Here is a 19,372-nt window from a genome sequence, read left to right on the forward strand (position 1 = left end):
AGGCAAATTAGCCTTTGTTCAGCCGGTCGGCTTTCTTCCGAACCAATACGCTGCGCAGATCATGCATCGCCAGTAGTAGCCGGTCCGTAACGTCCTCGAGCTGTTGGTCAGTCGCTTTGGACTGGGCCCACTGTGTGGTTAGGTTCAGATAGTCCACCGCGCGGTGAATATCGTCGATATCGCGCTGCGCCAGAAGATCTTTACGTTCTGCCATCCAGCGCTCGATTTCGGCCTGATCCGCCTCAGTCAGAGCGCGCTGACCCTGCGGCTTCACCTCTCCATTGCGGATGTTGATGACCGCGATCTGGTTCATTTCAATCCGACGTTGGCGGTTTTCCGTGTCGATCCGGAAAACCGCGGCACCGTTTTCGCGTATGCGGAAATAGTACTCAGGCAATTCGGCAGTCATAAGGTCTCCGATCAGGTCAGCGAAGCACAAAACCTCTGAATGCGCGTGCAGGCTTCGGTCAGCGCTTCATCTGACGTAGCATAGCTGACGCGGAAGTTGGGGGACAACCCAAACGCAGCGCCGAAGACGACTGCAACGTCAGCCTCTTCCAAAAGTGCGGTTGCGAAGGCTTCGTCTGTGTCGATCAAAGTGCCAGCAGGCGTGGTCTTTCCGATCAACCCGGAAATGGAAGGGTAGACGTAAAACGCACCTTCCGGAGTTGGGCAGGTCACTCCTTCGATCTGGTTCAGCATGCTGATGACCAGATCACGGCGGCGTTTGAACGTTTCATTGTTCGGGGCCAGAAAGGACTGTGTACCGTTCAGCGCCTCTACCGCCGCCCATTGGCTGATCGAGCAGGGGTTCGAGGTCGATTGCGACTGAACCTTGCGCATTGCCGCAATCAATTCGGTAGGCCCTGCTGCATAGCCAATCCGCCAGCCAGTCATCGCATAAGCTTTGGATACACCATTGCAGGTCAGGGTGCGGTCATAAAGCCTGGGCTCGACTTCGGCCGGTGTGCAGAATTCAAACCCGTCATAGGCCAGATGCTCGTACATATCATCTGTCATTACCCAAACATGCGGGTGCCTGATCAGGACATCGGTCAAAGCTCTCAATTCCGCCCGGCTATACCCTGCACCGGTTGGGTTGGACGGAGAGTTGAAGATGAACCATTTGGTCTTTGGGGTAATAGCTGCCTCAAGCTGTTCAGCGGTTAGTTTGAAACTGTTCTCCAAGGTCGTTTCAACTGTCACAGGCGTTCCCCCGGCCAGAAGAACCATATCGGGATAGCTGACCCAATAGGGCGCAGGTATGACCACCTCATCGCCCGCGTTCATGGTAGCCATCAGAGCGTTATACAACGTCTGCTTGCCACCGGTTCCGACCGAGATCTGAGCAGGCGTATAATCCAGTCCATGATCACGTTTCATCTTGGCGCAAACCGCCTGCTTCAGCTCTGGTATGCCATCGGGCGCGGTGTATTTGGTCTTTCCAGCGGCGATGGCCGCCACCGCAGCATCCTTGATGTTCTGGGGCGTGTCGAAATCTGGCTCCCCGGCGCTTAGGCCAATTACGTCTCGTCCGGCTGCCTTTAATTCGGCCGCCTTGGCTGTCATCGCGATTGTTGGAGATGGTTTTACGCGTGACAGTGTCGCAGACAGGAAACTCATGGTCGGCCTCAGTTTGTATGTTTAGCCTGACTGTCATAGGGTGCGCCCGAACGACGATCAAGCGATATAAAACAAGAGATTTGGAGACCCCGATGAACGACGAAAATGACTGGTACGGACCCGACGCGGCGACATTCGGAGACCGGCTGGCAGGGGCGCGTGAAGCAGCGGGGATGACGCAGGCACATCTGGCCCGCAGGCTGGGTGTCAAGAAGTCTACGATTGCCGCCTGGGAAAATGATCTGTCTGAGCCCCGGGCCAACCGACTGTCGATGATGGCAGGCATGATCAACGTTTCGATCATGTGGCTTCTCACCGGCGAGGGCGACGGGATGGACGCCCCTGTCGAGGCTGGAGAAAACGCACCTGACCTGGCCGGAATCGTATCCGAGCTTCGATCAATCCGAGGCGAGATGCGCGCCAGCGCCGAGCGGGCTGCAAGGCTGGAGAAACGTGTGCGCATGATGCTGGAGGCGGAATAGTGGCCGAACCGCGCAATGTCAGGATCAAACGGATGAAAATGCGTTCCATGCGACGCGGCATCAAAGAGATGGATCTGATTCTGGCTGCCTATGCAGACCGCAATCTGGACTCCATGGATCCAACAGGGCTGGATGTTTACGACGCCCTGTTGCACGAGAATGATCAGGACCTGTATCAATGGGTCACCGGTCAGGTCCTGCCACCTACCCAATTCTCGGACCTTGTTTCCGAAATTGCACAAACCTTTCAAAAATAAAGATTATCCGGCTTAACTGATTTTTCGGCTTTTCGCTTCATTCTGCCTGAAACTGCGCGAATGAATCGGAGGATCGTATGAGTTTGGAAATGCAGGTCTCCGCGCCGGGGGTCAAAGGCTTCATGACCAGCTATCTTGAGGCACTTGCTCTGGTTGAGCGGCTTCATCGTTTGTTGTTGGACGTCATCAAAGATGAGTTTGAACGGGTCGGTGTTCTTGAGATCAACGCGGTTCAAGCGTTGCTTTTGTTCAATATCGGAGATCATGAGGTTACCGCTGGTGAATTGAAAAGCCGCGGCTACTATCAAGGCAGCAATGTCAGCTACAACCTCAAAAAATTGGTCGAGATGGGGTATATGCACCACCAGCGTTGCGAAATAGACCGCCGTTCGGTGCGTGTCCGGTTGACGCCACAGGGCCGGGAAATCCGCGATATCGTCTCCGAGCTGTTTTCGAGACATGCCGAAGGCCTACAATCGCGCGGCGTGCTTGGACAGGAAGGGATCGAAGACATTACCGGAGCATTGCGGAGGGTAGAACGGTATTGGACGGACCAGATCCGCTATATCTACTGATGCTTGGTCGGCCTCTGTCCCGCATCCGATAAGGTCAGGCCTTCAAGTTCGCGGATCAGTTTACGGGTCATTGCTTCTTCGTAATCGTCAAAGCCCAGGGCAACCTCAACAAAGGCGCCGGGGCCAAGGATGACCCATGCTTTGAAATAGGCCAGCAGCTCTCCGACCTGAACATAGCGGGTGCTACCGACGTCAGGGTCGTCGGCACCGATGACCAGTCCATTGATCGTGATACCGTCGTCAGAGAGCGTCTGTTTCGCATTTCTTGGATGCAGGCCGATATTGTGCTTTCCGTCCCCCGACAGATCCAATGTCCGCTTCCAGCAATCGGGTTTCTGGCCCAAAAGCTCGGCACCGAATAGCATGGCGGACCCGACGGCGGTTCCTTGCGGAGCGCCGCTGCGTTTCACATGGTCGAGCAGGGTGGCTATGCGCTCCAGATCGAGGTCCGATTGTACTGCGGTCCAGCCCAATAACAGGCGTTGGTGGCCGGGTTCGCTCCACTCATAAATCGCGATGTGTACCGGGTTTGCTGTGTTTGAAAGAAAGAGTTGCTTAATCTCGGGCCTGCGCAAAGCACCTGCCAAGCCGCCAAGCTGCAACCGGTATTCCGAGCTGTCGACTGATCCCGACACATCCAGGCCCAAAGCCAAAGCATGGCGGCATTCTGATGCCGCAGAGGTGGCCAATATGCTGACTATCGTTGCAAGCGCACGTATCATCGCTGGCCGGGGCCCGACAATGCGCCGATCTGCATACCTTTTAGTTCGCGTTCAAGTTTGCGCCGCATGGCGCGTTCGAAATCCTGGAACCCGTCGGCGATTTCCAGAAACGCGCCGGGGCCGTACAGGACGTTGTTTTCAAAGAAGGGAATCAGGTACAGTTCGCCTTCGAAATCAGCGGCATTAATGACCAGGCCATTCACAATCGTATTCTCAAAGGGAAAATGCCGATAGGCGGAATCCGGGCCATATCCATCGTTGTTCGAACCGTCACCTGACAGATCAATGGTTTGAAAAAGACATGTCGGGGCCTGCTGCATCAGCGTCGCCCCAAAGGCCAGCGCATACCCCATCGCCGTGGCCGAGTCGCTGTCTGATCGGACCGATTGCTGTATCGTGGTCGCTGCCACCAGCAAATCGGTCTGCGTGTTGATCATCGTCCAGCCCAGTATGATGTGCTGAACGTCCCGGCCGCTCCATTCATAAACAGCCAGCGCGACCGGCATCGACGAGGAAAAGAAGGCCTCGGTCACCTCGGGGGCAACCAACGCTGCGGCAAGGCCCTGCCTTTGCAGCGCGTCCTCTTCTGCGCTTACCGATGTTGAAATGTCCATTGCCAGCGCAAGCGCAAGGCGACAGGGCTCGGCCCGCAGGGGGCTGGCTAAAAAGGCTAGGCCCAGTGTGATCAACCAGCGGATCACCAGTGCCCGGTGCTTTCCATGCTGGCCCAGGGTTCGGCCGGTTCCAGCGCATCACCGTTTTGTAGCAACTCGACCGAGATATTGTCGGGTGACCGCACAAACGCCATTCGGCCGTCGCGCGGTGGCCGGTTGATCACGACTCCATTGTCCTGCAGGTGCTGGCAGGTTTCATAAATATTGTCGACTCCATAGGCGAGATGGCCGAAATGGCGGCTGTCGTTGGGCAGATCGTCATCCCCATCCCAGTTATAGGTCAACTCGATTGGTCGATCCTCTTGCCCAGCGGGAGCCATGAAGATCAGAGAAAACCGCCCCTGTTCGCTGTCATAGCGGCGCGTTTCCTTAAGACCCAGCAACTTGTAAAACGCCATGGATTTGTCCAGGTCCTTCACGCGAACCATGGTGTGGAGGTAAGTGAGACCCATTGCGGGTTCCTTTCTGTTCCGGTGATGCCCTGCACCTTAGCGCGCGTACATCACGTGTCGAGAGGCCGCACGGACACAATTCTGAAAATGCAAATGTGGGCGCACATATCGCGGTTCCTGTCTTTTGATTGGCGATATATAGTGGCAGGCGACTCATTGCTGGAAAGGAAATTTCATGCCGCTGTCCTCTGACCAACTGGCCGAGATCGAAGCGCAACGGGCGCAATCGCATCCAACACGCCGTGTTGTAGCTGCGGGGATGGAGGAACACCTGTACACGGCGCATCAGGTTCTGGACCACGGTTTTGTGCGCGTGATCGACTATATGGGTGATGACGCAGCGATTTGTCAGGCCGCACGCGTGTCCTATGGCAAGGGCACCAAATCAGTGCAAAATGACGAAGGGTTGATCCGCTATCTGATGCGGCACTGGCACTCGACCCCGTTTGAGATGTGCGAGATAAAGTTGCACGTCAAGTTACCGGTTTTTGTCGCGCGACAGTGGATTCGGCACCGGACAGCGAATGTGAATGAATATTCGGCGCGCTATTCGATTTTGGACCGTGAATTCTATATCCCGGCACCCGAGCACGTGTCCGCGCAGTCCGAGATCAACAATCAGGGTCGCGGCGATACGTTGCAGGGCGAAGAAGCCGCCCGCGTCCTTGAGATATTGAAAGCTGACAGCGCGCGTTGTTATGACAATTACGAGGCGATGATGGGTCAGGACGGGCAGCAAGGGCTTGCGCGTGAACTGGCGCGGATGAACCTTCCGGCGAATATCTACACGCAATGGTACTGGAAGGTTGACCTGCACAACCTGTTCCACTTCCTGCGTCTGCGCGCGGATCCTCATGCCCAATACGAAATTCGTGTTTACGCCGATGCCATGTGCAAGATCGTCGCTGATTGGGTGCCGGCCGCCTATAAGGCGTTTGAAGATTACCGCTTGGGTGCGGTCAATCTTTCCGCGCAGATGGTCGACAGCCTGCGTCGGATGTTGGCCGGAGAGACGGTCACGCAGGAAAACTCGGGCATGACCGGGCGGGAATGGCGTGAGTTCGAGGCGATCATCAAGGAAAGCTGAGTGCGCTTGCCGTCTGTCTATACGGGGCGTCATGAAATGGTTGCGATCGTTTCATGACACTTTCAGTTTTGATCAAAACCGGTTGTCTGACCCTGTTCCTGCCTTGCGTGGCACAGGCCGAGGCCCCCCATCGTCGATGGTGATTTGCGAACCCACGGCTACATGCACCAAAAACTTGCGCTCCAGTTCACCTCTGAGCGGGCAAGAGCCAGGATGTGCAATCCTGAACAACTGATGGAAGTGTGGACTAGATAATCCGGCAACTGGACGATGGAGGTCACCTGTGCGACCAGTACGTCCTGTATCGTGCCATGTGGCAAAATTGAACCACGCGCCCCGAAAGCAGCAGGGCGCGAGAATAGGCACTTCACTTTCGATGGCCAACGGCCTGAAATTGGCCGTTGTCCTGATTTTCGTACCCGCAGTAACGGGATTTTACAGTGGCTTCAAATCTGAAGCCATTTGTCGGCCGTCACGTCCGTCTTCAAGTTCGTAAGCGACCTTCTGATTGTCAGCGAGTCCGGTAAGACCAGATCTTTCAACGGCCGAGATGTGAACAAATACGTCCTTGCCGCCTTCATCAGGGGCAATAAACCCATAGCCTTTGGTGGTATTGAACCATTTCACGGTGCCAGTTGGCATTTCCCGTGTCTCCTTCTACTTGCACGTTGTCCCACAAAATTGGTGGGGGTAGCGATTGACGTAACCGCAACACATCACCGTCTCGTCCACACGACACGGCCCGAATTACGTGTTTCGTCTTTTTCAACATTGCACGGTGAAGTAAAAAATCAAGAAATACCGGAATACACTGGCGAATTTGCCCATTATCAAGATCGAAACAGGAGCAGCTCGAAAATGCGCGTATATGGATTGAAGACTTGCGATACTTGCCGTAAGGCTTTGAAATCGCTTGAGGGTTCGGATTTTATCGATGTTCGCGCGCAAGGTGTGCCGGATGCGGTACTGGCGCAGGCCCTAAAACGTTTCGGCGAGGCTTTGCTCAATACCAGGTCGACAACGTGGCGCGGGTTGGATGCAGAGCAGCGCAAAAAAGAGCCGCTGGAACTCTTGCAGGAACACCCAACCTTAATGAAGCGACCGCTTGTTGAGAAGGACGGTGCACTTTATCTGGGCTGGACGGCTGAAACGCAGGCAGCCCTTGGCGTTGGCTGAGTGGGTACTTATGTGGTTGGTCGCAAGCTAGAGGGTTCTAAATGCGTAACGCAGCGATGATTTTAGGGGTAGTTGCCGGTCTGATCGGCATGTTGGTCGGGTTTGTTGGCTATGGATATGTCGAGTTGATCGACAGGTTTGGCGAAATCGACGGGATCGCCGAGCAGGTGGACAATGCGCAGTTGATCCGAACCGCGGCGATCCTTGCGCCTTTATTTGCTATTGCGGGCGGGGCGATGGCACATGCCCGCGCTCTGATTGGTGGCGTGTTGCTGCTGATTTCTGCGGCTGGGATGTATTATGCGTTCGGGTTCAATGTGTTCACCATGTTCCCGGTTGCCTTTGCCGCCGTGGCGGGTCTCCTTGGGCTGGCCGCGGGTAAACCGGACGAGCCCAAGGCACATTTCTGAGTTACTTCAGGCGCAGGATGCGATCGATCGAGATCGGGCCTGCGCCGTTTATCGCGATGACCAGAAACAGGAAAGTCCACATCACGCGCTGATCCATCAAGGTAAGTGCGTTGTCGAACAGGCCTCCCAATTTGACGCCATGACCGGTCACGTCGACAATGGTCTGGACCCAAACAAACCCAATCATCCCAAGGGCTGCCACCCGGGTCAGCAGGCCGACCAGCAACAAGGCTGGCAGGACAAATTCGGCGACTGTTCCCAGAAAGATTACGACGCGTTGGAAAAAAGTCATCTGGGTTACGTCATAAAGTACGGCCTCTGCCGCTTTGGGGAAAATCTGCCCAAACGCCCCCGCTGACGGAGAGAAAATCGACCCGTCGATTTTCAGGGTGGCTGAGTTCCAGTAGTAGACAAGCAACACGGCAACAAAGACAAGACGCGCCAGGGTTGGTGTCAGCCAGTTGGCCGAGCTGTCGATCCGTCCCAGGACGTTGTTATGAAGAGAGATCAGGGCAGTCATGTTGCCAGCCTTTCAATAGTCACAGAAGTGATAGCGCCGCCCTGTAACAGCAGCGCCAGAGTGGCCCCAAGATCAAAATCCGGGGTGGTTTCGGTAGTGTTTTCAAATGCCTGTCCGATTGTGTTTCCGGCCTTCATCGCGGCGATCCAACCCGCCCCGCCTTGCGGCAGGGCCTGAGGAACAGGATCATATTCGCGGCGCGTGATCAGGGTATCTTCAGCACCAGCTTGGGGTTTCGGTGCGCCGTCTTCGGTATTGAACCGCCATATCGAAAAGATGGGCCAGTCCGAGCGCAAGATTTGCATCGAAGGTGCGAATTCCAATCGGGCCCGGAACAGATCTTCGGGTGGCACGGCTAACGCGTCGTCCGACGCTGGCACGCTGTCCGCCGCGTGGTAAGATCGGCGAAGGGCCAGTTCCAGTCGCGCCACATCGGGCAGGTACCCGATATGCGACAGCTGATCCATCCCGGCCAGGAAATCCGGAAACGCTTCGCCATAGAACATCATCAACGGCGAGGTCGGTGGGTGGCTGCGCAGAAAAAGCCCGGCCAACCCGTCCATGTTTTGCGAACCCAGCAACTTGGCGATCACCGGGAAGGCCTGATGCATGGCTTCGGTCAGCGAAACGGCAACATTGTTGCGATAGACACTGAAACGCCGTCCCGCCGGCTGATCCGACGCGTCTACAAGGCCCTCAGGCACCGACATGGCTGGATCCAGCAAAGCAAGGTGAAACTCTTCTTGCGACACGCTCATGCTGGAATGCGGTCCAGTGCCGCTTGGGCGCGATCGGCTTCTGCGCGCAAGACAGGCCAATCAGGGACGTCGGTATCCCATTCCACAAGAACAGGTTTTGGTCCCGATTGTTCAAGCACATAGTTCAGAAGCGCCCAAACCGGATCAACCACTTCTCGTCCGTGGCTATCGATCAGCAAGGGAAGCCCGTGGTCGTCTTCATCCTCATCATGCCCGCCAAGGTGGATCTCACCAACCTTGTCCAGCGGATAGGCGTCGATATAGCTCTGCGGTGAGAAGTCGAGATTTGTCGCCGATACGAAAACGTTGTTCACATCCAGCAAGAGCCCGCATCCGGTGCGGCCCGAAATTTCGCGCAGGAAGTCTGGTTCGGACCACGTACTTTCATCAAATGCTAGATAGCTTGACGGGTTTTCAAGCAGCATCTGTCGCCCAACGACATTCTGAACTTGGTCGATGTGATCGCAAATCCGTGCAAGGGTTGCGTCGGTATAGGGCAGGGGCAACAGATCATTCAGGAAGTGGCTGTCATGTGTCGACCAGGCCAGATGTTCGGAAAAGCTGGCGGGGTTGAGCCAGCCGACGAGGTGTTTCAAGCGGGCCAAGTGGTCTGTATCCAGCGGGCCTTCTCCGCCGATGGACAGGCCAACGCCGTGGACGGAAATCGGGAAGTGTTCCGACAAGTGCCGCAGCTGTGCCAGCGGTCGGCCACCATCGCCCATGTAGTTCTCGGCGTGGATTTCCAGCCATGCGACCGGTTGCGGGTGATCCAGAATCTGCTGGAAATGCTGAGGCTTATAGCCGACGCCTGGTGCCGCAGGCAGCCTGTTCGATCGGATTGTGCTGTCCAGCATCTGGTAACCTCGCGGTCTTGAAAAAAGAGGCGGGCGATTCTTGCCCGCCCCTCAGATTTGGCAAAAACTCAGGCTTATGCCGGTAGGTCACGCTCCAGCGGCTCGAGCGATCCCTTGCGGGCAGCGCCGTCAGCTGACTGAGGCAGGTCGATATCGGCGCAGGTGCCGGCATCTACCAGCGTCCAGGCATTGCCCTGATAATCAACAGTCGAGGTGCCCGCGCACGTGGTGCCGGGACCGGCGGCACAATCGTTCTGACCGGCCAGAGAAACGCCATAGCACTTTTCTTTGGCTTGTGCGGATGCGGTTGTGGCCATGCCTGAAACGGCTGCGGCTACGGCGCTTGCGATGACAAGGGATTTAGCGGTGTTCGACATCTCGGTTATCCTTTTGATGACTGCGTATGTCTGTGTTCGACAATGACAAAGGTAATGGGTTGCAGGTCACAGTTGAATTCACGAGCCTGTGTCTCACGAGCCCGTCAATGACTGTCATGACATCTTGCAAACTAATAGTTTGTTTTAGAAGAGATAAAACACAAATGTTTCAATCCGACCCCTCAGAGGGGCCGGATTTTGTGCAATTTGCCGCTGATTGTTACAGCAGGTCGGGCGGCGTAGCGGCCCGCGACAGTTCATTTGTTACAGCCTCAAGCGGCTGCACTTGTGTCTGTTTCTCACCAAGACGACGGACACTGACTGTGCGGTCCTCAACTTCACGGTGACCGACGGCCAGAATGACCGGAACTTTGCCGACCGAGTGTTCACGAACCTTATAGTTGATCTTTTCGTTGCGGATGTCCGCCTCGGCTCGGATACCTGCGGCCTTGAGTGTCTCAACCACTTCCTGCACGTAACCGTCAGCCTCGGAGGTGATCGAAGCGACCACGACCTGACGCGGGGCCAGCCAGAAGGGCAATTTGCCCGCGTGTTCTTCGATCAGGATGCCGATGAACCGTTCGAACGAACCCAGCGTTGCACGATGCAGCATGAAGGGGCGGTGCTTCGATCCGTCCGCGCCAATGAAATTGGCGTCCAGCCGCTCGGGCAGGTTGGGGTCCACCTGAAGGGTGCCGCATTGCCAAGTACGGCCGATCGCGTCGGTCAGGGTGAATTCAAGCTTGGGTCCGTAGAAGGCGCCTTCGCCTTCGAGAAGCTCATAGTCGTATCCTGCGGCCTTGCAGGCGTCACCCAGGGCTTTTTCGACCAGATCCCAGCTTTCATCCGACCCGATGCGCTTTTCCGGGCGCGTCGAGAGCTTGATGGTCCAATCATGGAAACCGAGATCGGCATAGACCTTCGACAGAAACGCGATGAATTTTGCAGTTTCAGATTCGATCTGATCTTCGGCGCAGAAGATATGCCCATCGTCCTGGGTAAAGCCGCGCACCCGCATGATACCATGCAGCGCGCCAGAGGGTTCGTACCGCGCGCAAGACCCGAACTCGGCCATGCGCAGAGGCAGATCGCGATAGGATTTCAGACCCTGATTGAACACCTGCACGTGGCAGGGACAATTCATCGGCTTCAGGGCGTTCACGGCCTTTTCACGGGCATGTTCCTCGTCGACTTCGACGATGAACATGTTTTCCTGATACTTGTCCCAGTGGCCCGAGGCTTCCCACAATTTGCGGTCAACAACCTGCGGTGTGTTGACTTCGACATAGCCGTCACGCTCCTGCATGCGGCGCATATAGTCCTGCAGGGTGGTATAGATCTTCCAGCCATTCGGATGCCAGAAGATCTGGCCGGGAGCTTCTTCCTGCATGTGGAACAGGTTCATTTCGCGGCCCAGCTTGCGATGGTCACGCTTGGCAGCCTCTTCCAGCATGTGCAGGTGCGCTTTCAGCTTTTCCTTGCCGGTAAAAGCCACGCCATAGATGCGTTGCAGCATCGCGCGGTCGCTGTCACCGCGCCAATAGGCCCCGGCGATGGACATCAGCTTGAACGCATCGCCCGGAACCTGGCCGGTATGCTGAAGGTGCGGGCCACGGCACAGGTCCTGCCAGTCGCCATGCCAGTACATGCGCAACGGCTCGTCGCCCGGGATGGCGTCGATCAATTCGACCTTATAGGGCTCGTTGTTTTCGGTGTAGAAATCAATCGCGCGCTGACGGTCCCAGACCTCGGTGGTCACGGTGTCGCGCTTGTTGATGATTTCCTTCATCTTTTTCTCAATCGCGCCGAGATCTTCGGGCGTAAATGGCTCGGCCCGGTCGAAATCGTAGTACCAGCCGTTTTCGATGACGGGGCCGATGGTGACTTTGGTATCGGGCCAGATTTCCTGCACGGCGCGGGCCATGATATGGGCGAGGTCGTGGCGGATCAGCTCGTTTGCCTGATCTTCATCTTTCATGGTGTGCAGGGCGATTTCGGCATCAGATTCAATGGGCCATTGCAGATCCCAATGCTGGCCATTCACCGTGGCTGAGATGGCCTTTTTGGCCAGTGAGGTCGAGATGTCGGCGGCCACCTGCGCAGGGGTTACACCCACTTCATAGGATCGTGCATTGCCGTCAGGAAAAGTGAGAGAGATTGACTGTGCGTCCAAGGCCATGGCTGGCTCTCCTCGTCGGTTTGGCGCCCACTGAACGCCCGGTTGCGGGTTATGTTGTGTTCGCTTCATTTGTCAGGTGGGGGTGAACCTGTCAAGGGCCGGCGCGAGGGGTCAACCCCTCGCGCTCCCCGAGGTATTTTTGGCCAGATGAAGGGGTATCTGGGAATTGCACTTAGGGGTGGGGCGTGCATGATATCGGAAAAAGAAAAGAGGGTGTCATGGCAGCGACGAATTTTCTGGAAACGGCGCAGGGACGGCGGCTGGCCTATCACAAAAGCGAGGGCACCGGGCCGACCATCGTGTTTCTGGGCGGGCTCAAATCCGATATGGAAGGCACCAAGGCGGTGCATTTGGAGGCCTGGGCGCAGGGGCGAGGCCATTCATTTCTGCGGTTCGACTATTCAGGTCACGGTGAAAGCGGGGGCACGTTCGAAGAAGGATGCATTGGTGACTGGCATGAGGATACGCTGGCCGCGATCACGGAATTGACGGATGGGCCGCTGATTGTTGTCGGCTCGTCCATGGGGGGGTGGCAGGCGCTTCTGTTGGCCAAAGCGCTGCCAGATCGGATTCAGGGAATGGTGACCATCGCTGCTGCGCCGGATTTTACTGAGGACGGGTATTGGGCTTCATTCTCGGAAAACCAGAAACAGGCACTGGAAACTGTTGGCCATGTCGAGCTGCCTTCGGACTATATGGAGCCTTACATCGTGACCAAACGGATGATCGAAGATGGTCGCCAACATTTGGTCCTGCGCAAGCCTCTGCATATGCCTTTTCCCGTGCGGTTTTTGCAAGGTACCGAAGACACAGCGGTTTCAACCGGAACAGCAGTGCGCCTGATTGAACATGCGTTCGGGCCCGATATGCGCCTGTCATTGATCAAGCACGCCGATCATCGCTTTTCGGATGGCCCATGCCTTGGGTTGATCGAACAAGCCGTTCTCGATGTGATGGCAGCCCAATAATGCGGATATTGGGTCGCGTTTTTCTGACATTGATCGTTGCGTTTGGCCTGATCTATTGGCTTGGCCCGCGTGAGAAGGTTGATCTGGCCCCAACATTTGACGCGCGCAAATTCGGTGAAGGGGTGCAGGTCTATTTCGAAAGTGTGGAATCTGCATTCGCCGACATCATTCCGGGGGTCGAAAAGCGAGTTATTTGGCAAGAGGGCTATAAAGAGCAGCGAACACCTGTTTCGATTCTATATCTGCACGGGTTTTCGGCATCATCCGAAGAGATCCGACCGGTTCCCGATCTGCTCGCCGAAACGTTGGGCGCCAATCTGGTCTACACGCGGCTGCAGGGTCATGGTCGCGGCGGGGATGCAATGGGTGAGGCGACGGCCTCGGGTTGGATGCAGGATCTTGCTGAAGGGCTGGCTGCTGCACGGGCGGTTGGGGATAAGGTCGTGGTGATTTCGACATCAACCGGCGGCACGTTGGCAGCGGCGGCCGCACTGAATGAAGAGCTGAGCCAAAACGTTGCAGGGATCGTATTTGTTTCTCCGAATTTCGGCGTTAAAGCGGCCGGAGCATGGATACCCGGATTGCCTTGGGCGCGCATTTGGTTGCCCCTGATGATGGGTGAAACCCGGGGCGTCGCAGGGGTGAACCCGGAAATGAACAAATTCTGGTCGGCGGTCTACCCTTGGCAGGCTGTGGTGCCGATGACAGTGCTGGTGGATGTGGTCTATGCGCAGGATTTTTCAGACGCAAAGGTTCCCGCGTTGTTCTGGTTCTCGAATGAAGATCAGGTCGTGCGTGCCGACCTGACCCACGAGATTACCAAGGCATGGGGCGCCCCTGCGTCGGTTGAGCTGGTAACAATGGGGCCCGGGGACGATCCTAATTCCCATGTGATCGCCGGGCGGTTGATGTCTCCGGGGCAGACCGACGAAGTGGTGGCTGGTATCCTGAGATGGCTGAAAACCTTGGGGATCGAGTGAGGAAGAAATAATGCGCAGACCAGGCAGTATGTGGAGCCTTGAAACCCTCGGTCGTGTGCGTCTGTCCCGTCATTTTTTCATGCGCGATTTTCTGTATTCGGAAATAGGCAATTTTCACGAAAAGCAGAATTTTCCTGACGATCCCGACCTTGCCATCGAAACCGGAAAGGCGCTTTGCGAAACCCTGCTGGACCCGCTTGAGGAGACCTTTGGCCGGATTGCCGTACGATCCGGCTATCGCTCGGCATCATTGAACCATTTCGGTAATGAAAACCGGCTGAATTGCGCGCGAAATGATAACCCGCTTGAATGTCACATCTGGGATCGCGCTGTGGGTGATGATCGGATTGCCGGGGCATCGATCGTGATCCCATGGTTTGCGGATCAATATGAGGCGGGGCGGGATTGGCGGGATTTGGCGTGGTGGATGCACGACCATCTTGAATATTCTGAAATCTGGTTCTTTCCAAAACTCTGTGCTTTCAATCTGGTCTGGAGGCCTGTGCCTTATAAGCGCATCGACAGTTATATTGCACCGCGGGGCTGCCTTCTGCGCCCAGGAGGCGCGCCTGGCGATGGTGACCTTGAGCGGCAAAAACGATATGCGGACTTCCCCGCTTTTCGCAGTATCCGCTACCCCTGAACTTTAACTTGCCGAACCATACAAAACCTCTCATCCTGAAACTAATGACGACGATTTGAGTGACTTTTCCAAAGGAGGCGTTGTTTGATCGAGCCGTTGGTTCTTTTGCCCGGTTTGATGTGTGATGCGCGGGTATTTGAGCATCAGATGCGCGCCCTGTCACGTGATCGCGCCGTGACGGTCGCTTCGGTTTCGACTGCTGAACGGATTGAAGAGATCGCGCGGGGCCTATTGGTTCAGTTGCCACAACGCTTTGCATTGGCGGGCCTAAGCCTGGGCGCCGTAGTCGCTTTGGAAATTGTCCGATATGCACCCGAGAGGGTGTCGCGCTTGTGTCTGATGGCTTCGGATGCGCATTCGGAATCGCCCCAGACCGCAGCCGCGCGGGAGGAGCTGTTGGTCGCCGCCAAGATGGGTCGGTTAGAGGAAGTGATGCGTCGGCTGATTGGATCGGATTCGCTGGCCCCGGGGCCTCGACGTATTCCCATTCTTGCTGATGTCATCTCGATGGCGTTGGATTTGGGCCCGCAGGTGTTCGAGCGTCAGATTCGCGCGCTGCAGCGTCGCCCGGATCAGCAGGGCAACCTGCGCCGGATCACGGCCCCGACTTTGGTGCTATGTGGGGCGCATGACACGGTTGTTCCGGTGCGAAGGCATGCGTTCATGGCGGACCTGATCCCAAATGCAGAACTGCACGTCATCAAGGATGCAGGACATTTGCCTACGTTGGAATCGCCTGAAAATGTCACCGAGGCGCTGAAGACCTGGCTCAGCGTGAAGCCTGCGCTGGACTACGCGTAGAGCGCTTTACGCTGTTCTTTGCTGAGAATGACCGGGGTTGAGATCGTCTGGCCCGTATTCTGATCAAAGAACGGGGTGTCCCTCCAACTGCCAGAAAGCCGGGATTTTAGTACCCGCGTAACAATCCCGGCGACAGCGTAACCCAGTCGCTTGTGTTTGTGTTTTCCATCGGCCTGCGGAATGAACCCTTGGGTCGTAACCGGCCCTAAACAGTCCGGATCGGAAGCTCGTTTCACATCAAAGCCCGCAAACGGAAATTTTGGAGTATTTGATGTCGTCGCCAGCGGTGCATTGCAGCAGCTGGCATACCAGCGCAGCATCCCCTTGGGGCCAAGGCGCATCGCGGCCAGGTGTTCGATGCCGCCGTCGATCCTGATTTCTTCAGGGGCCATTTGAAAAATGTCCACCGGTTCCGGCGCAGGGTCCGGTTGCCCGAAATATATCTGCGCGGCCCGGCAATCACGGCAAAAGCAGACTACATGCGTTCCGTACTGAACGCCTCTGGCTGTAATGCTGCCAAAGAGTTTTCCACAGTTGCAGGCGAAAGCCGTCTGTTTGGCGACTTTCTTTCCCATCGGCGTTAGGCTACTTTGTTGCGGTTGGCCGCTTTGCGCGAGGGTTTGCGGGCGTTGGCGTTCATAAATTCGATCACCAATGGGCGGATATTGTCGCGCCAGCTGCGGCCGGCGAAGATGCCATAGTGACCTGCGCCAGGTTCGACATGGCTGGCTTTTTTCGAATCCGGCAGCCCTGTACACAGCTCGAGCGCAGCAATGCACTGGCCAGGGGCCGAGATGTCGTCATTCGCACCTTCGACTGTTTTGACTGCAACGTTTGTAATTTTGCCGATATCCACCTTGTGCCCTGCAACAACAAACTCGTTGCGGGCGATTTCGCGGTTTTTGAAGACGCGTTCGACGGTCGAAAGGTAGAACTCGGCGGTCATGTCCATGACGGCGAGGTATTCGTCGTAGAATCTGTTATGGGCATCGTGATCCGAAGCCTCGTCCCGCATAACCCTCTGGATCTGCTCGGAGAACGCCTGAGAATGCCGGTCCGAATTCATCGACATGAACGAGGCCAGCTGCAGCAGGCCGGGATACACCATGCGCCCGACGCCCTTATACTTGAAGCCGACGCGCTGAATCATGGTTTCTTCCAGCTGCCCCATTGTCACGCGACGGCCAAAATCGGTCACGTCGGTAGGTGTGGCATCCGGGTCAACAGGTCCGCCGATCAATGTCAGCGTGCTGGGTTGGGCTTTGGGTTCGACCTCGGCCAGATAGGCTGTGGCGGCCAGAGTCAGCGGCGCCGGTTGGCAGACGGCTACAACATGGGTGTCCGGTCCCAATTCTTTCATGAAATCGACAAGGTAAAGTGTATAATCCTCTACATCAAACTTACCTTCGGACACGGGGATATCGCGCGCATTATGCCAGTCTGTGATATAAACTTCGCAATTTACCAAGAGGCTTTTTACGGTGGACCGAAGCAAAGTGGCGTAATGTCCAGACATCGGGGCGACCAACAGCACCTTGCGGGGCTGTTCGGCGCGGCCATTGACACGTATATGTATCAAATCACCAAAAGGGCGTTCGATCACCGGGACAATATCGACCAGATGATCCTTGCCGTCTTCGCAAGTGAATGTACGGATTCCCCAGTCGGGTTTTACAACCATGCGCTGGAACGTCCGCTCAGTCACCTCGCCCCAGGCGGCCATCATGCTGAACGCAGGGTTGGGCACCATCGAAAACAGCGGATAAGAAGCCATGGCACTTGCCGTAGCACCCATCCACTGATTGGTGTTGCGCATCGTTTCCATCAGATCGTAGGTCATCATGTAGCGCATGAAATGGGCCTCCTGAGTGTCAGCCTGATAATTCGGACCATTCGTCGCTTTGCCCCCCGACGCCCACGACGTTATTCTGCATAGCAGCGAGGTTAGGGTGGAATTGTTAAAATGACAACAAGTGAAGATAACGCGCCAGAGCTGTCCGAGGAACACCTTGAACGGATTAGAGAAAATATGACGAAAGTCGAAGAATTGTCGAAAAGGCTGATCGATGTGATGGCTGGCAAAGAGGCGCACACTCCCGCTTTGGACGGTCCGAATCAAGATCTTTTCGCAAGAGCAGCAACTTCGTATTTCGCCGAAGCGTGGCAGAATCCCGCCAAGCTTCTGGAACATCAGGTCGCCTTCTGGGGACAATCCGTTATGAACTTTGCTGAGGCTCAGCAGGCGCTGGCCGCCGGCGGGGTCGAGGACAGCGAACCCGGACCCAAGGATAAAAGGTTCTCAAACCCTCTTTGGGACACCAACCCCTATTTCCGGTTTATTCGCCAACAGTATCAGACAAACGCCGATGCAATCGCGCAGGCGGTTGCTTCGGTCGACGATCTGGACGGCAAGGACAAGCAGAGGCTGCATTTCTTTTCGCAACAGATCATTGACTTGATGTCTCCGACGAATTTCCTGGCCTCCAATCCCGACGCGCTGGAAAAGGCGGTCGAGACGGAAGGGCAATCGCTGATCAAAGGGCTAGAGAATCTAGTTGCGGACCTAGAAGCCAATAATGGTGAAATGGTTGTCAGACTGGCGGATGAATCCGCGTTCAAGCTTGGCGAGAATATCGCGACAACTCCGGGCGACGTGGTCTATCGCAACAGGCTTATGGAGTTGATCCAGTACAAACCCACGACCGAGACCGTACACGAAACCCCGATCGTTCTGTTTCCGCCCTGGATCAACAAATACTATATTCTGGACCTTAAGGCGCAGAACAGCCTCATCAAATGGGTGACCGAGCAGGGCTATACCCTGTTTGTTGTAAGTTGGGTTAATGCGGATGCTTCTCATGCCGAGGTCGGTATGGGCGACTATGTCGAAGAGGGATTTCTGACCGCCATCGAGACCGTCAAGTCGATCTGTAAGGTCAAGCAGGTCAATGCGGTGGGATATTGCATTGCCGGCACCACGTTGAGCTTGACGCTGTCCCTGATGAAACAGCGTGGCGACAAATCCATCAAATCGGCGACCTTCTTCACAACCTTGACCGATTTCGGTGAACAGGGGGAATTCACGCCGTTCCTACAGAATGACTTTGTCGATGGCATTCAAGAACAAGTAATAAAAGACGGTATCCTAAAAGCATGGGTCATAGGTCGTACCATGTCGTTCCTGCGATCGAATGACCTGATCTACGGCCCCGCCATTCGAAGCTATATGATGGGCGAGACCCCACCGGCGTTTGATTTGCTCTACTGGAACGGGGATGGCGCAAATCTTCCGGGCAAAATGGCAATCGAGTATTTGCGGGGGCTTTGTCAGAAAAATCAATTTGTGACCGACGGTTTCGATTTGCTTGGGCACAAACTACATATCCGCGACGTTGATGTTCCTTTGATGGCCATCAGCTGTGAAACCGACCATATCGCCGCCTGGAAAGATTGTTATCGGGGTGTGCAGCAGATGGGGTCACGTTCGAAGACGTTTGTCGTTTCGGAATCCGGTCACATAGCAGGCATCGTGAACCCGCCGAGCAAGAAGAAATACGGCCACTACACCAACCCTGATCTGAATGCGGATGCCGATACATGGATGAAAGAGGCCGATTTTCATAAAGGGTCCTGGTGGCCGCAGTGGGAAGCCTGGCTGAAGAAGAGATCCGGCAAGCAAATCCCCGCGCGCCAAGCGGGCGATTCGGGATACGTTTCCCTGGCCGAGGCACCAGGAACCTATGTTTTGGTGAAGGCAACAGATTGATTTTTAACAGTTTAGAAAAATATTGCTGCAGTGCAGCAAGAAAAAACTTGCAATGCTGCGATGCAGCA

Annotated in this window: 24 protein-coding genes; 11 read left to right on the top strand and 13 right to left on the bottom strand. The window is 55.8% G+C overall.

Features of this window, described 5'->3' with window-relative positions; all coding sequences use genetic code 11:
- Positions 1-7 precede the first annotated feature (7 nt).
- On the bottom strand, positions 8-409 hold the full coding sequence (locus AC2FH0_RS00600) for a hypothetical protein (protein ID WP_271947903.1): 402 nt from the start codon (positions 407-409) through the stop codon (positions 8-10).
- Between the two features lie 11 nt (positions 410-420).
- A complete protein-coding gene (locus AC2FH0_RS00605; protein ID WP_496788291.1) occupies positions 421-1,623 on the bottom strand; it encodes a pyridoxal phosphate-dependent aminotransferase in 1,203 nt (400 codons plus the stop codon).
- A 92-nt stretch (positions 1,624-1,715) separates the two neighbouring features.
- Here AC2FH0_RS00605 and AC2FH0_RS00610 point away from each other — a divergent pair, with 92 nt between their 5' ends.
- The 3 genes from AC2FH0_RS00610 (at position 1,716) to AC2FH0_RS00620 (ending at position 2,937) form a co-directional block, all read left to right on the top strand.
- Positions 1,716-2,105 carry a helix-turn-helix domain-containing protein gene (locus AC2FH0_RS00610; protein WP_142632968.1) on the top strand — a complete coding sequence of 130 codons (390 nt, stop codon included), beginning with the start codon at positions 1,716-1,718 and terminating at the stop codon, positions 2,103-2,105.
- Between the two features lie 32 nt (positions 2,106-2,137).
- Complete coding sequence (locus AC2FH0_RS00615; RefSeq protein WP_496788769.1) at positions 2,138-2,362, top strand: succinate dehydrogenase assembly factor 2; 225 nt, start codon at positions 2,138-2,140, stop codon at positions 2,360-2,362.
- Positions 2,363-2,439: 77 nt separating this feature from the next.
- The gene (locus AC2FH0_RS00620; RefSeq protein WP_271947897.1) at positions 2,440-2,937 is read left to right on the top strand and encodes a MarR family winged helix-turn-helix transcriptional regulator; all 498 of its coding nucleotides are present in this window, start codon (positions 2,440-2,442) and stop codon (positions 2,935-2,937) included.
- Here AC2FH0_RS00620 and AC2FH0_RS00625 read toward each other — a convergent pair.
- From AC2FH0_RS00625 to AC2FH0_RS00635, 3 genes are read right to left on the bottom strand one after another with little or no spacing between them, the layout of a single operon-like run.
- Positions 2,931-3,659: a DUF1194 domain-containing protein gene (locus AC2FH0_RS00625; protein WP_496788293.1), complete on the bottom strand. Its 729-nt coding sequence runs from the start codon at positions 3,657-3,659 to the stop codon at positions 2,931-2,933. The two genes, AC2FH0_RS00620 and AC2FH0_RS00625, sit on opposite strands and share 7 nt — an antisense overlap.
- Positions 3,656-4,360: a DUF1194 domain-containing protein gene (locus AC2FH0_RS00630; RefSeq protein WP_281994409.1), complete on the bottom strand. Its 705-nt coding sequence runs from the start codon at positions 4,358-4,360 to the stop codon at positions 3,656-3,658. Before AC2FH0_RS00630 ends, AC2FH0_RS00625 begins: the two co-directional genes overlap by 4 nt.
- Positions 4,357-4,785, bottom strand: a complete 429-nt coding sequence (locus AC2FH0_RS00635; RefSeq protein WP_142632976.1) for a VOC family protein — start codon at positions 4,783-4,785, stop codon at positions 4,357-4,359. Before AC2FH0_RS00635 ends, AC2FH0_RS00630 begins: the two co-directional genes overlap by 4 nt.
- Positions 4,786-4,960: 175 nt before the next feature.
- Between AC2FH0_RS00635 and thyX the strand changes: the two genes are divergently transcribed.
- Positions 4,961-5,872 carry an FAD-dependent thymidylate synthase gene (thyX, locus tag AC2FH0_RS00640; RefSeq protein WP_281971864.1) on the top strand — a complete coding sequence of 304 codons (912 nt, stop codon included), beginning with the start codon at positions 4,961-4,963 and terminating at the stop codon, positions 5,870-5,872.
- 435 nt (positions 5,873-6,307) lie between these two features.
- On the opposite strand, the gene AC2FH0_RS00645 is transcribed toward thyX, so the two are convergent.
- The gene (locus AC2FH0_RS00645) at positions 6,308-6,514 is read right to left on the bottom strand and encodes a cold-shock protein (protein WP_142632979.1); all 207 of its coding nucleotides are present in this window, start codon (positions 6,512-6,514) and stop codon (positions 6,308-6,310) included.
- Between the two features lie 216 nt (positions 6,515-6,730).
- Between AC2FH0_RS00645 and AC2FH0_RS00650 the strand changes: the two genes are divergently transcribed.
- Positions 6,731-7,048: an ArsC/Spx/MgsR family protein gene (locus tag AC2FH0_RS00650; protein WP_142635075.1), complete on the top strand. Its 318-nt coding sequence runs from the start codon at positions 6,731-6,733 to the stop codon at positions 7,046-7,048.
- Between the two features lie 41 nt (positions 7,049-7,089).
- Positions 7,090-7,458, top strand: a complete 369-nt coding sequence (locus tag AC2FH0_RS00655) for a hypothetical protein (protein WP_496788294.1) — start codon at positions 7,090-7,092, stop codon at positions 7,456-7,458.
- Between the two features lies 1 nt (position 7,459).
- On the opposite strand, the gene AC2FH0_RS00660 is transcribed toward AC2FH0_RS00655, so the two are convergent.
- The 5 genes from AC2FH0_RS00660 to thrS all read right to left on the bottom strand — a co-directional run bounded on the left by AC2FH0_RS00660 (position 7,460) and on the right by thrS (position 12,146).
- Positions 7,460-7,978 (bottom strand): hypothetical protein, encoded by a 519-nt coding sequence (locus AC2FH0_RS00660; RefSeq protein ID WP_496695928.1) that lies wholly within the window; start codon positions 7,976-7,978, stop codon positions 7,460-7,462.
- Entirely contained in the window at positions 7,975-8,736 is a 762-nt protein-coding gene (locus AC2FH0_RS00665; protein WP_496695926.1) for an HvfC/BufC family peptide modification chaperone, read from the bottom strand. The genes AC2FH0_RS00660 and AC2FH0_RS00665 overlap by 4 nt, the downstream gene beginning before the upstream one ends.
- Complete coding sequence (gene bufB, locus AC2FH0_RS00670; RefSeq protein WP_496695924.1) at positions 8,733-9,590, bottom strand: MNIO family bufferin maturase; 858 nt, start codon at positions 9,588-9,590, stop codon at positions 8,733-8,735. The genes AC2FH0_RS00665 and bufB overlap by 4 nt, the downstream gene beginning before the upstream one ends.
- Positions 9,591-9,664: 74 nt before the next feature.
- Positions 9,665-9,967: a BufA1 family periplasmic bufferin-type metallophore gene (locus AC2FH0_RS00675; RefSeq protein ID WP_142632987.1), complete on the bottom strand. Its 303-nt coding sequence runs from the start codon at positions 9,965-9,967 to the stop codon at positions 9,665-9,667.
- Between the two features lie 220 nt (positions 9,968-10,187).
- Positions 10,188-12,146 (bottom strand): threonine--tRNA ligase, encoded by a 1,959-nt coding sequence (thrS, locus tag AC2FH0_RS00680; protein ID WP_496708598.1) that lies wholly within the window; start codon positions 12,144-12,146, stop codon positions 10,188-10,190.
- A 218-nt stretch (positions 12,147-12,364) separates the two neighbouring features.
- Here thrS and AC2FH0_RS00685 point away from each other — a divergent pair, with 218 nt between their 5' ends.
- The 4 genes from AC2FH0_RS00685 to AC2FH0_RS00700 all read left to right on the top strand — a co-directional run bounded on the left by AC2FH0_RS00685 (position 12,365) and on the right by AC2FH0_RS00700 (position 15,538).
- Positions 12,365-13,114 carry an alpha/beta fold hydrolase gene (locus AC2FH0_RS00685; protein WP_282021849.1) on the top strand — a complete coding sequence of 250 codons (750 nt, stop codon included), beginning with the start codon at positions 12,365-12,367 and terminating at the stop codon, positions 13,112-13,114.
- Positions 13,114-14,094: an alpha/beta hydrolase gene (locus AC2FH0_RS00690; RefSeq protein WP_496692389.1), complete on the top strand. Its 981-nt coding sequence runs from the start codon at positions 13,114-13,116 to the stop codon at positions 14,092-14,094. Before AC2FH0_RS00685 ends, AC2FH0_RS00690 begins: the two co-directional genes overlap by 1 nt.
- Before the next feature lie 28 nt (positions 14,095-14,122).
- A complete protein-coding gene (locus AC2FH0_RS00695) occupies positions 14,123-14,737 on the top strand; it encodes a hypothetical protein (protein ID WP_496692460.1) in 615 nt (204 codons plus the stop codon).
- Between the two features lie 84 nt (positions 14,738-14,821).
- Positions 14,822-15,538 carry an alpha/beta fold hydrolase gene (locus tag AC2FH0_RS00700; RefSeq protein WP_142632994.1) on the top strand — a complete coding sequence of 239 codons (717 nt, stop codon included), beginning with the start codon at positions 14,822-14,824 and terminating at the stop codon, positions 15,536-15,538.
- On the opposite strand, the gene AC2FH0_RS00705 is transcribed toward AC2FH0_RS00700, so the two are convergent.
- Positions 15,529-16,113: a DUF6151 family protein gene (locus tag AC2FH0_RS00705; RefSeq protein WP_496692388.1), complete on the bottom strand. Its 585-nt coding sequence runs from the start codon at positions 16,111-16,113 to the stop codon at positions 15,529-15,531. The genes AC2FH0_RS00700 and AC2FH0_RS00705 overlap by 10 nt on opposite strands.
- Positions 16,114-16,118: 5 nt before the next feature.
- Entirely contained in the window at positions 16,119-17,390 is a 1,272-nt protein-coding gene (phaZ, locus tag AC2FH0_RS00710) for a polyhydroxyalkanoate depolymerase (RefSeq protein ID WP_271947865.1), read from the bottom strand.
- A gap of 111 nt (positions 17,391-17,501) precedes the next feature.
- Between phaZ and AC2FH0_RS00715 the strand changes: the two genes are divergently transcribed.
- On the top strand, positions 17,502-19,304 hold the full coding sequence (locus AC2FH0_RS00715; protein ID WP_496788296.1) for a PHA/PHB synthase family protein: 1,803 nt from the start codon (positions 17,502-17,504) through the stop codon (positions 19,302-19,304).
- The last annotated feature ends 68 nt before the right edge of the window (positions 19,305-19,372 follow it).

It is taken from the genome of Ruegeria sp. CDSC051, from assembly GCF_059610665.1.

What these genes read in the sequence shown, in the direction of transcription:
- AC2FH0_RS00675 (WP_142632987.1), bottom strand. Translation starts at nt 9,967, where the DNA reads ATGTCGAACACCGCTAAATCCCTTGTCATCGCAAGCGCCGTAGCCGCA.
- AC2FH0_RS00600 (WP_271947903.1), bottom strand. Translation starts at nt 409, where the DNA reads ATGACTGCCGAATTGCCTGAGTACTATTTCCGCATACGCGAAAACGGT.
- AC2FH0_RS00690 (WP_496692389.1), top strand. Translation starts at nt 13,114, where the DNA reads ATGCGGATATTGGGTCGCGTTTTTCTGACATTGATCGTTGCGTTTGGC.
- AC2FH0_RS00625 (WP_496788293.1), bottom strand. Translation starts at nt 3,659, where the DNA reads ATGATACGTGCGCTTGCAACGATAGTCAGCATATTGGCCACCTCTGCG.
- AC2FH0_RS00610 (WP_142632968.1), top strand. Translation starts at nt 1,716, where the DNA reads ATGAACGACGAAAATGACTGGTACGGACCCGACGCGGCGACATTCGGA.
- thyX (WP_281971864.1), top strand. Translation starts at nt 4,961, where the DNA reads ATGCCGCTGTCCTCTGACCAACTGGCCGAGATCGAAGCGCAACGGGCG.
- AC2FH0_RS00655 (WP_496788294.1), top strand. Translation starts at nt 7,090, where the DNA reads ATGCGTAACGCAGCGATGATTTTAGGGGTAGTTGCCGGTCTGATCGGC.
- AC2FH0_RS00715 (WP_496788296.1), top strand. Translation starts at nt 17,502, where the DNA reads ATGACAACAAGTGAAGATAACGCGCCAGAGCTGTCCGAGGAACACCTT.
- AC2FH0_RS00705 (WP_496692388.1), bottom strand. Translation starts at nt 16,113, where the DNA reads ATGGGAAAGAAAGTCGCCAAACAGACGGCTTTCGCCTGCAACTGTGGA.
- thrS (WP_496708598.1), bottom strand. Translation starts at nt 12,146, where the DNA reads ATGGCCTTGGACGCACAGTCAATCTCTCTCACTTTTCCTGACGGCAAT.
- AC2FH0_RS00635 (WP_142632976.1), bottom strand. Translation starts at nt 4,785, where the DNA reads ATGGGTCTCACTTACCTCCACACCATGGTTCGCGTGAAGGACCTGGAC.
- AC2FH0_RS00645 (WP_142632979.1), bottom strand. Translation starts at nt 6,514, where the DNA reads ATGCCAACTGGCACCGTGAAATGGTTCAATACCACCAAAGGCTATGGG.
- AC2FH0_RS00695 (WP_496692460.1), top strand. Translation starts at nt 14,123, where the DNA reads ATGTGGAGCCTTGAAACCCTCGGTCGTGTGCGTCTGTCCCGTCATTTT.
- AC2FH0_RS00665 (WP_496695926.1), bottom strand. Translation starts at nt 8,736, where the DNA reads ATGAGCGTGTCGCAAGAAGAGTTTCACCTTGCTTTGCTGGATCCAGCC.
- AC2FH0_RS00685 (WP_282021849.1), top strand. Translation starts at nt 12,365, where the DNA reads ATGGCAGCGACGAATTTTCTGGAAACGGCGCAGGGACGGCGGCTGGCC.
- phaZ (WP_271947865.1), bottom strand. Translation starts at nt 17,390, where the DNA reads ATGCGCTACATGATGACCTACGATCTGATGGAAACGATGCGCAACACC.
- bufB (WP_496695924.1), bottom strand. Translation starts at nt 9,590, where the DNA reads ATGCTGGACAGCACAATCCGATCGAACAGGCTGCCTGCGGCACCAGGC.
- AC2FH0_RS00660 (WP_496695928.1), bottom strand. Translation starts at nt 7,978, where the DNA reads ATGACTGCCCTGATCTCTCTTCATAACAACGTCCTGGGACGGATCGAC.
- AC2FH0_RS00615 (WP_496788769.1), top strand. Translation starts at nt 2,138, where the DNA reads ATGAAAATGCGTTCCATGCGACGCGGCATCAAAGAGATGGATCTGATT.
- AC2FH0_RS00620 (WP_271947897.1), top strand. Translation starts at nt 2,440, where the DNA reads ATGAGTTTGGAAATGCAGGTCTCCGCGCCGGGGGTCAAAGGCTTCATG.
- AC2FH0_RS00650 (WP_142635075.1), top strand. Translation starts at nt 6,731, where the DNA reads ATGCGCGTATATGGATTGAAGACTTGCGATACTTGCCGTAAGGCTTTG.
- AC2FH0_RS00605 (WP_496788291.1), bottom strand. Translation starts at nt 1,623, where the DNA reads ATGAGTTTCCTGTCTGCGACACTGTCACGCGTAAAACCATCTCCAACA.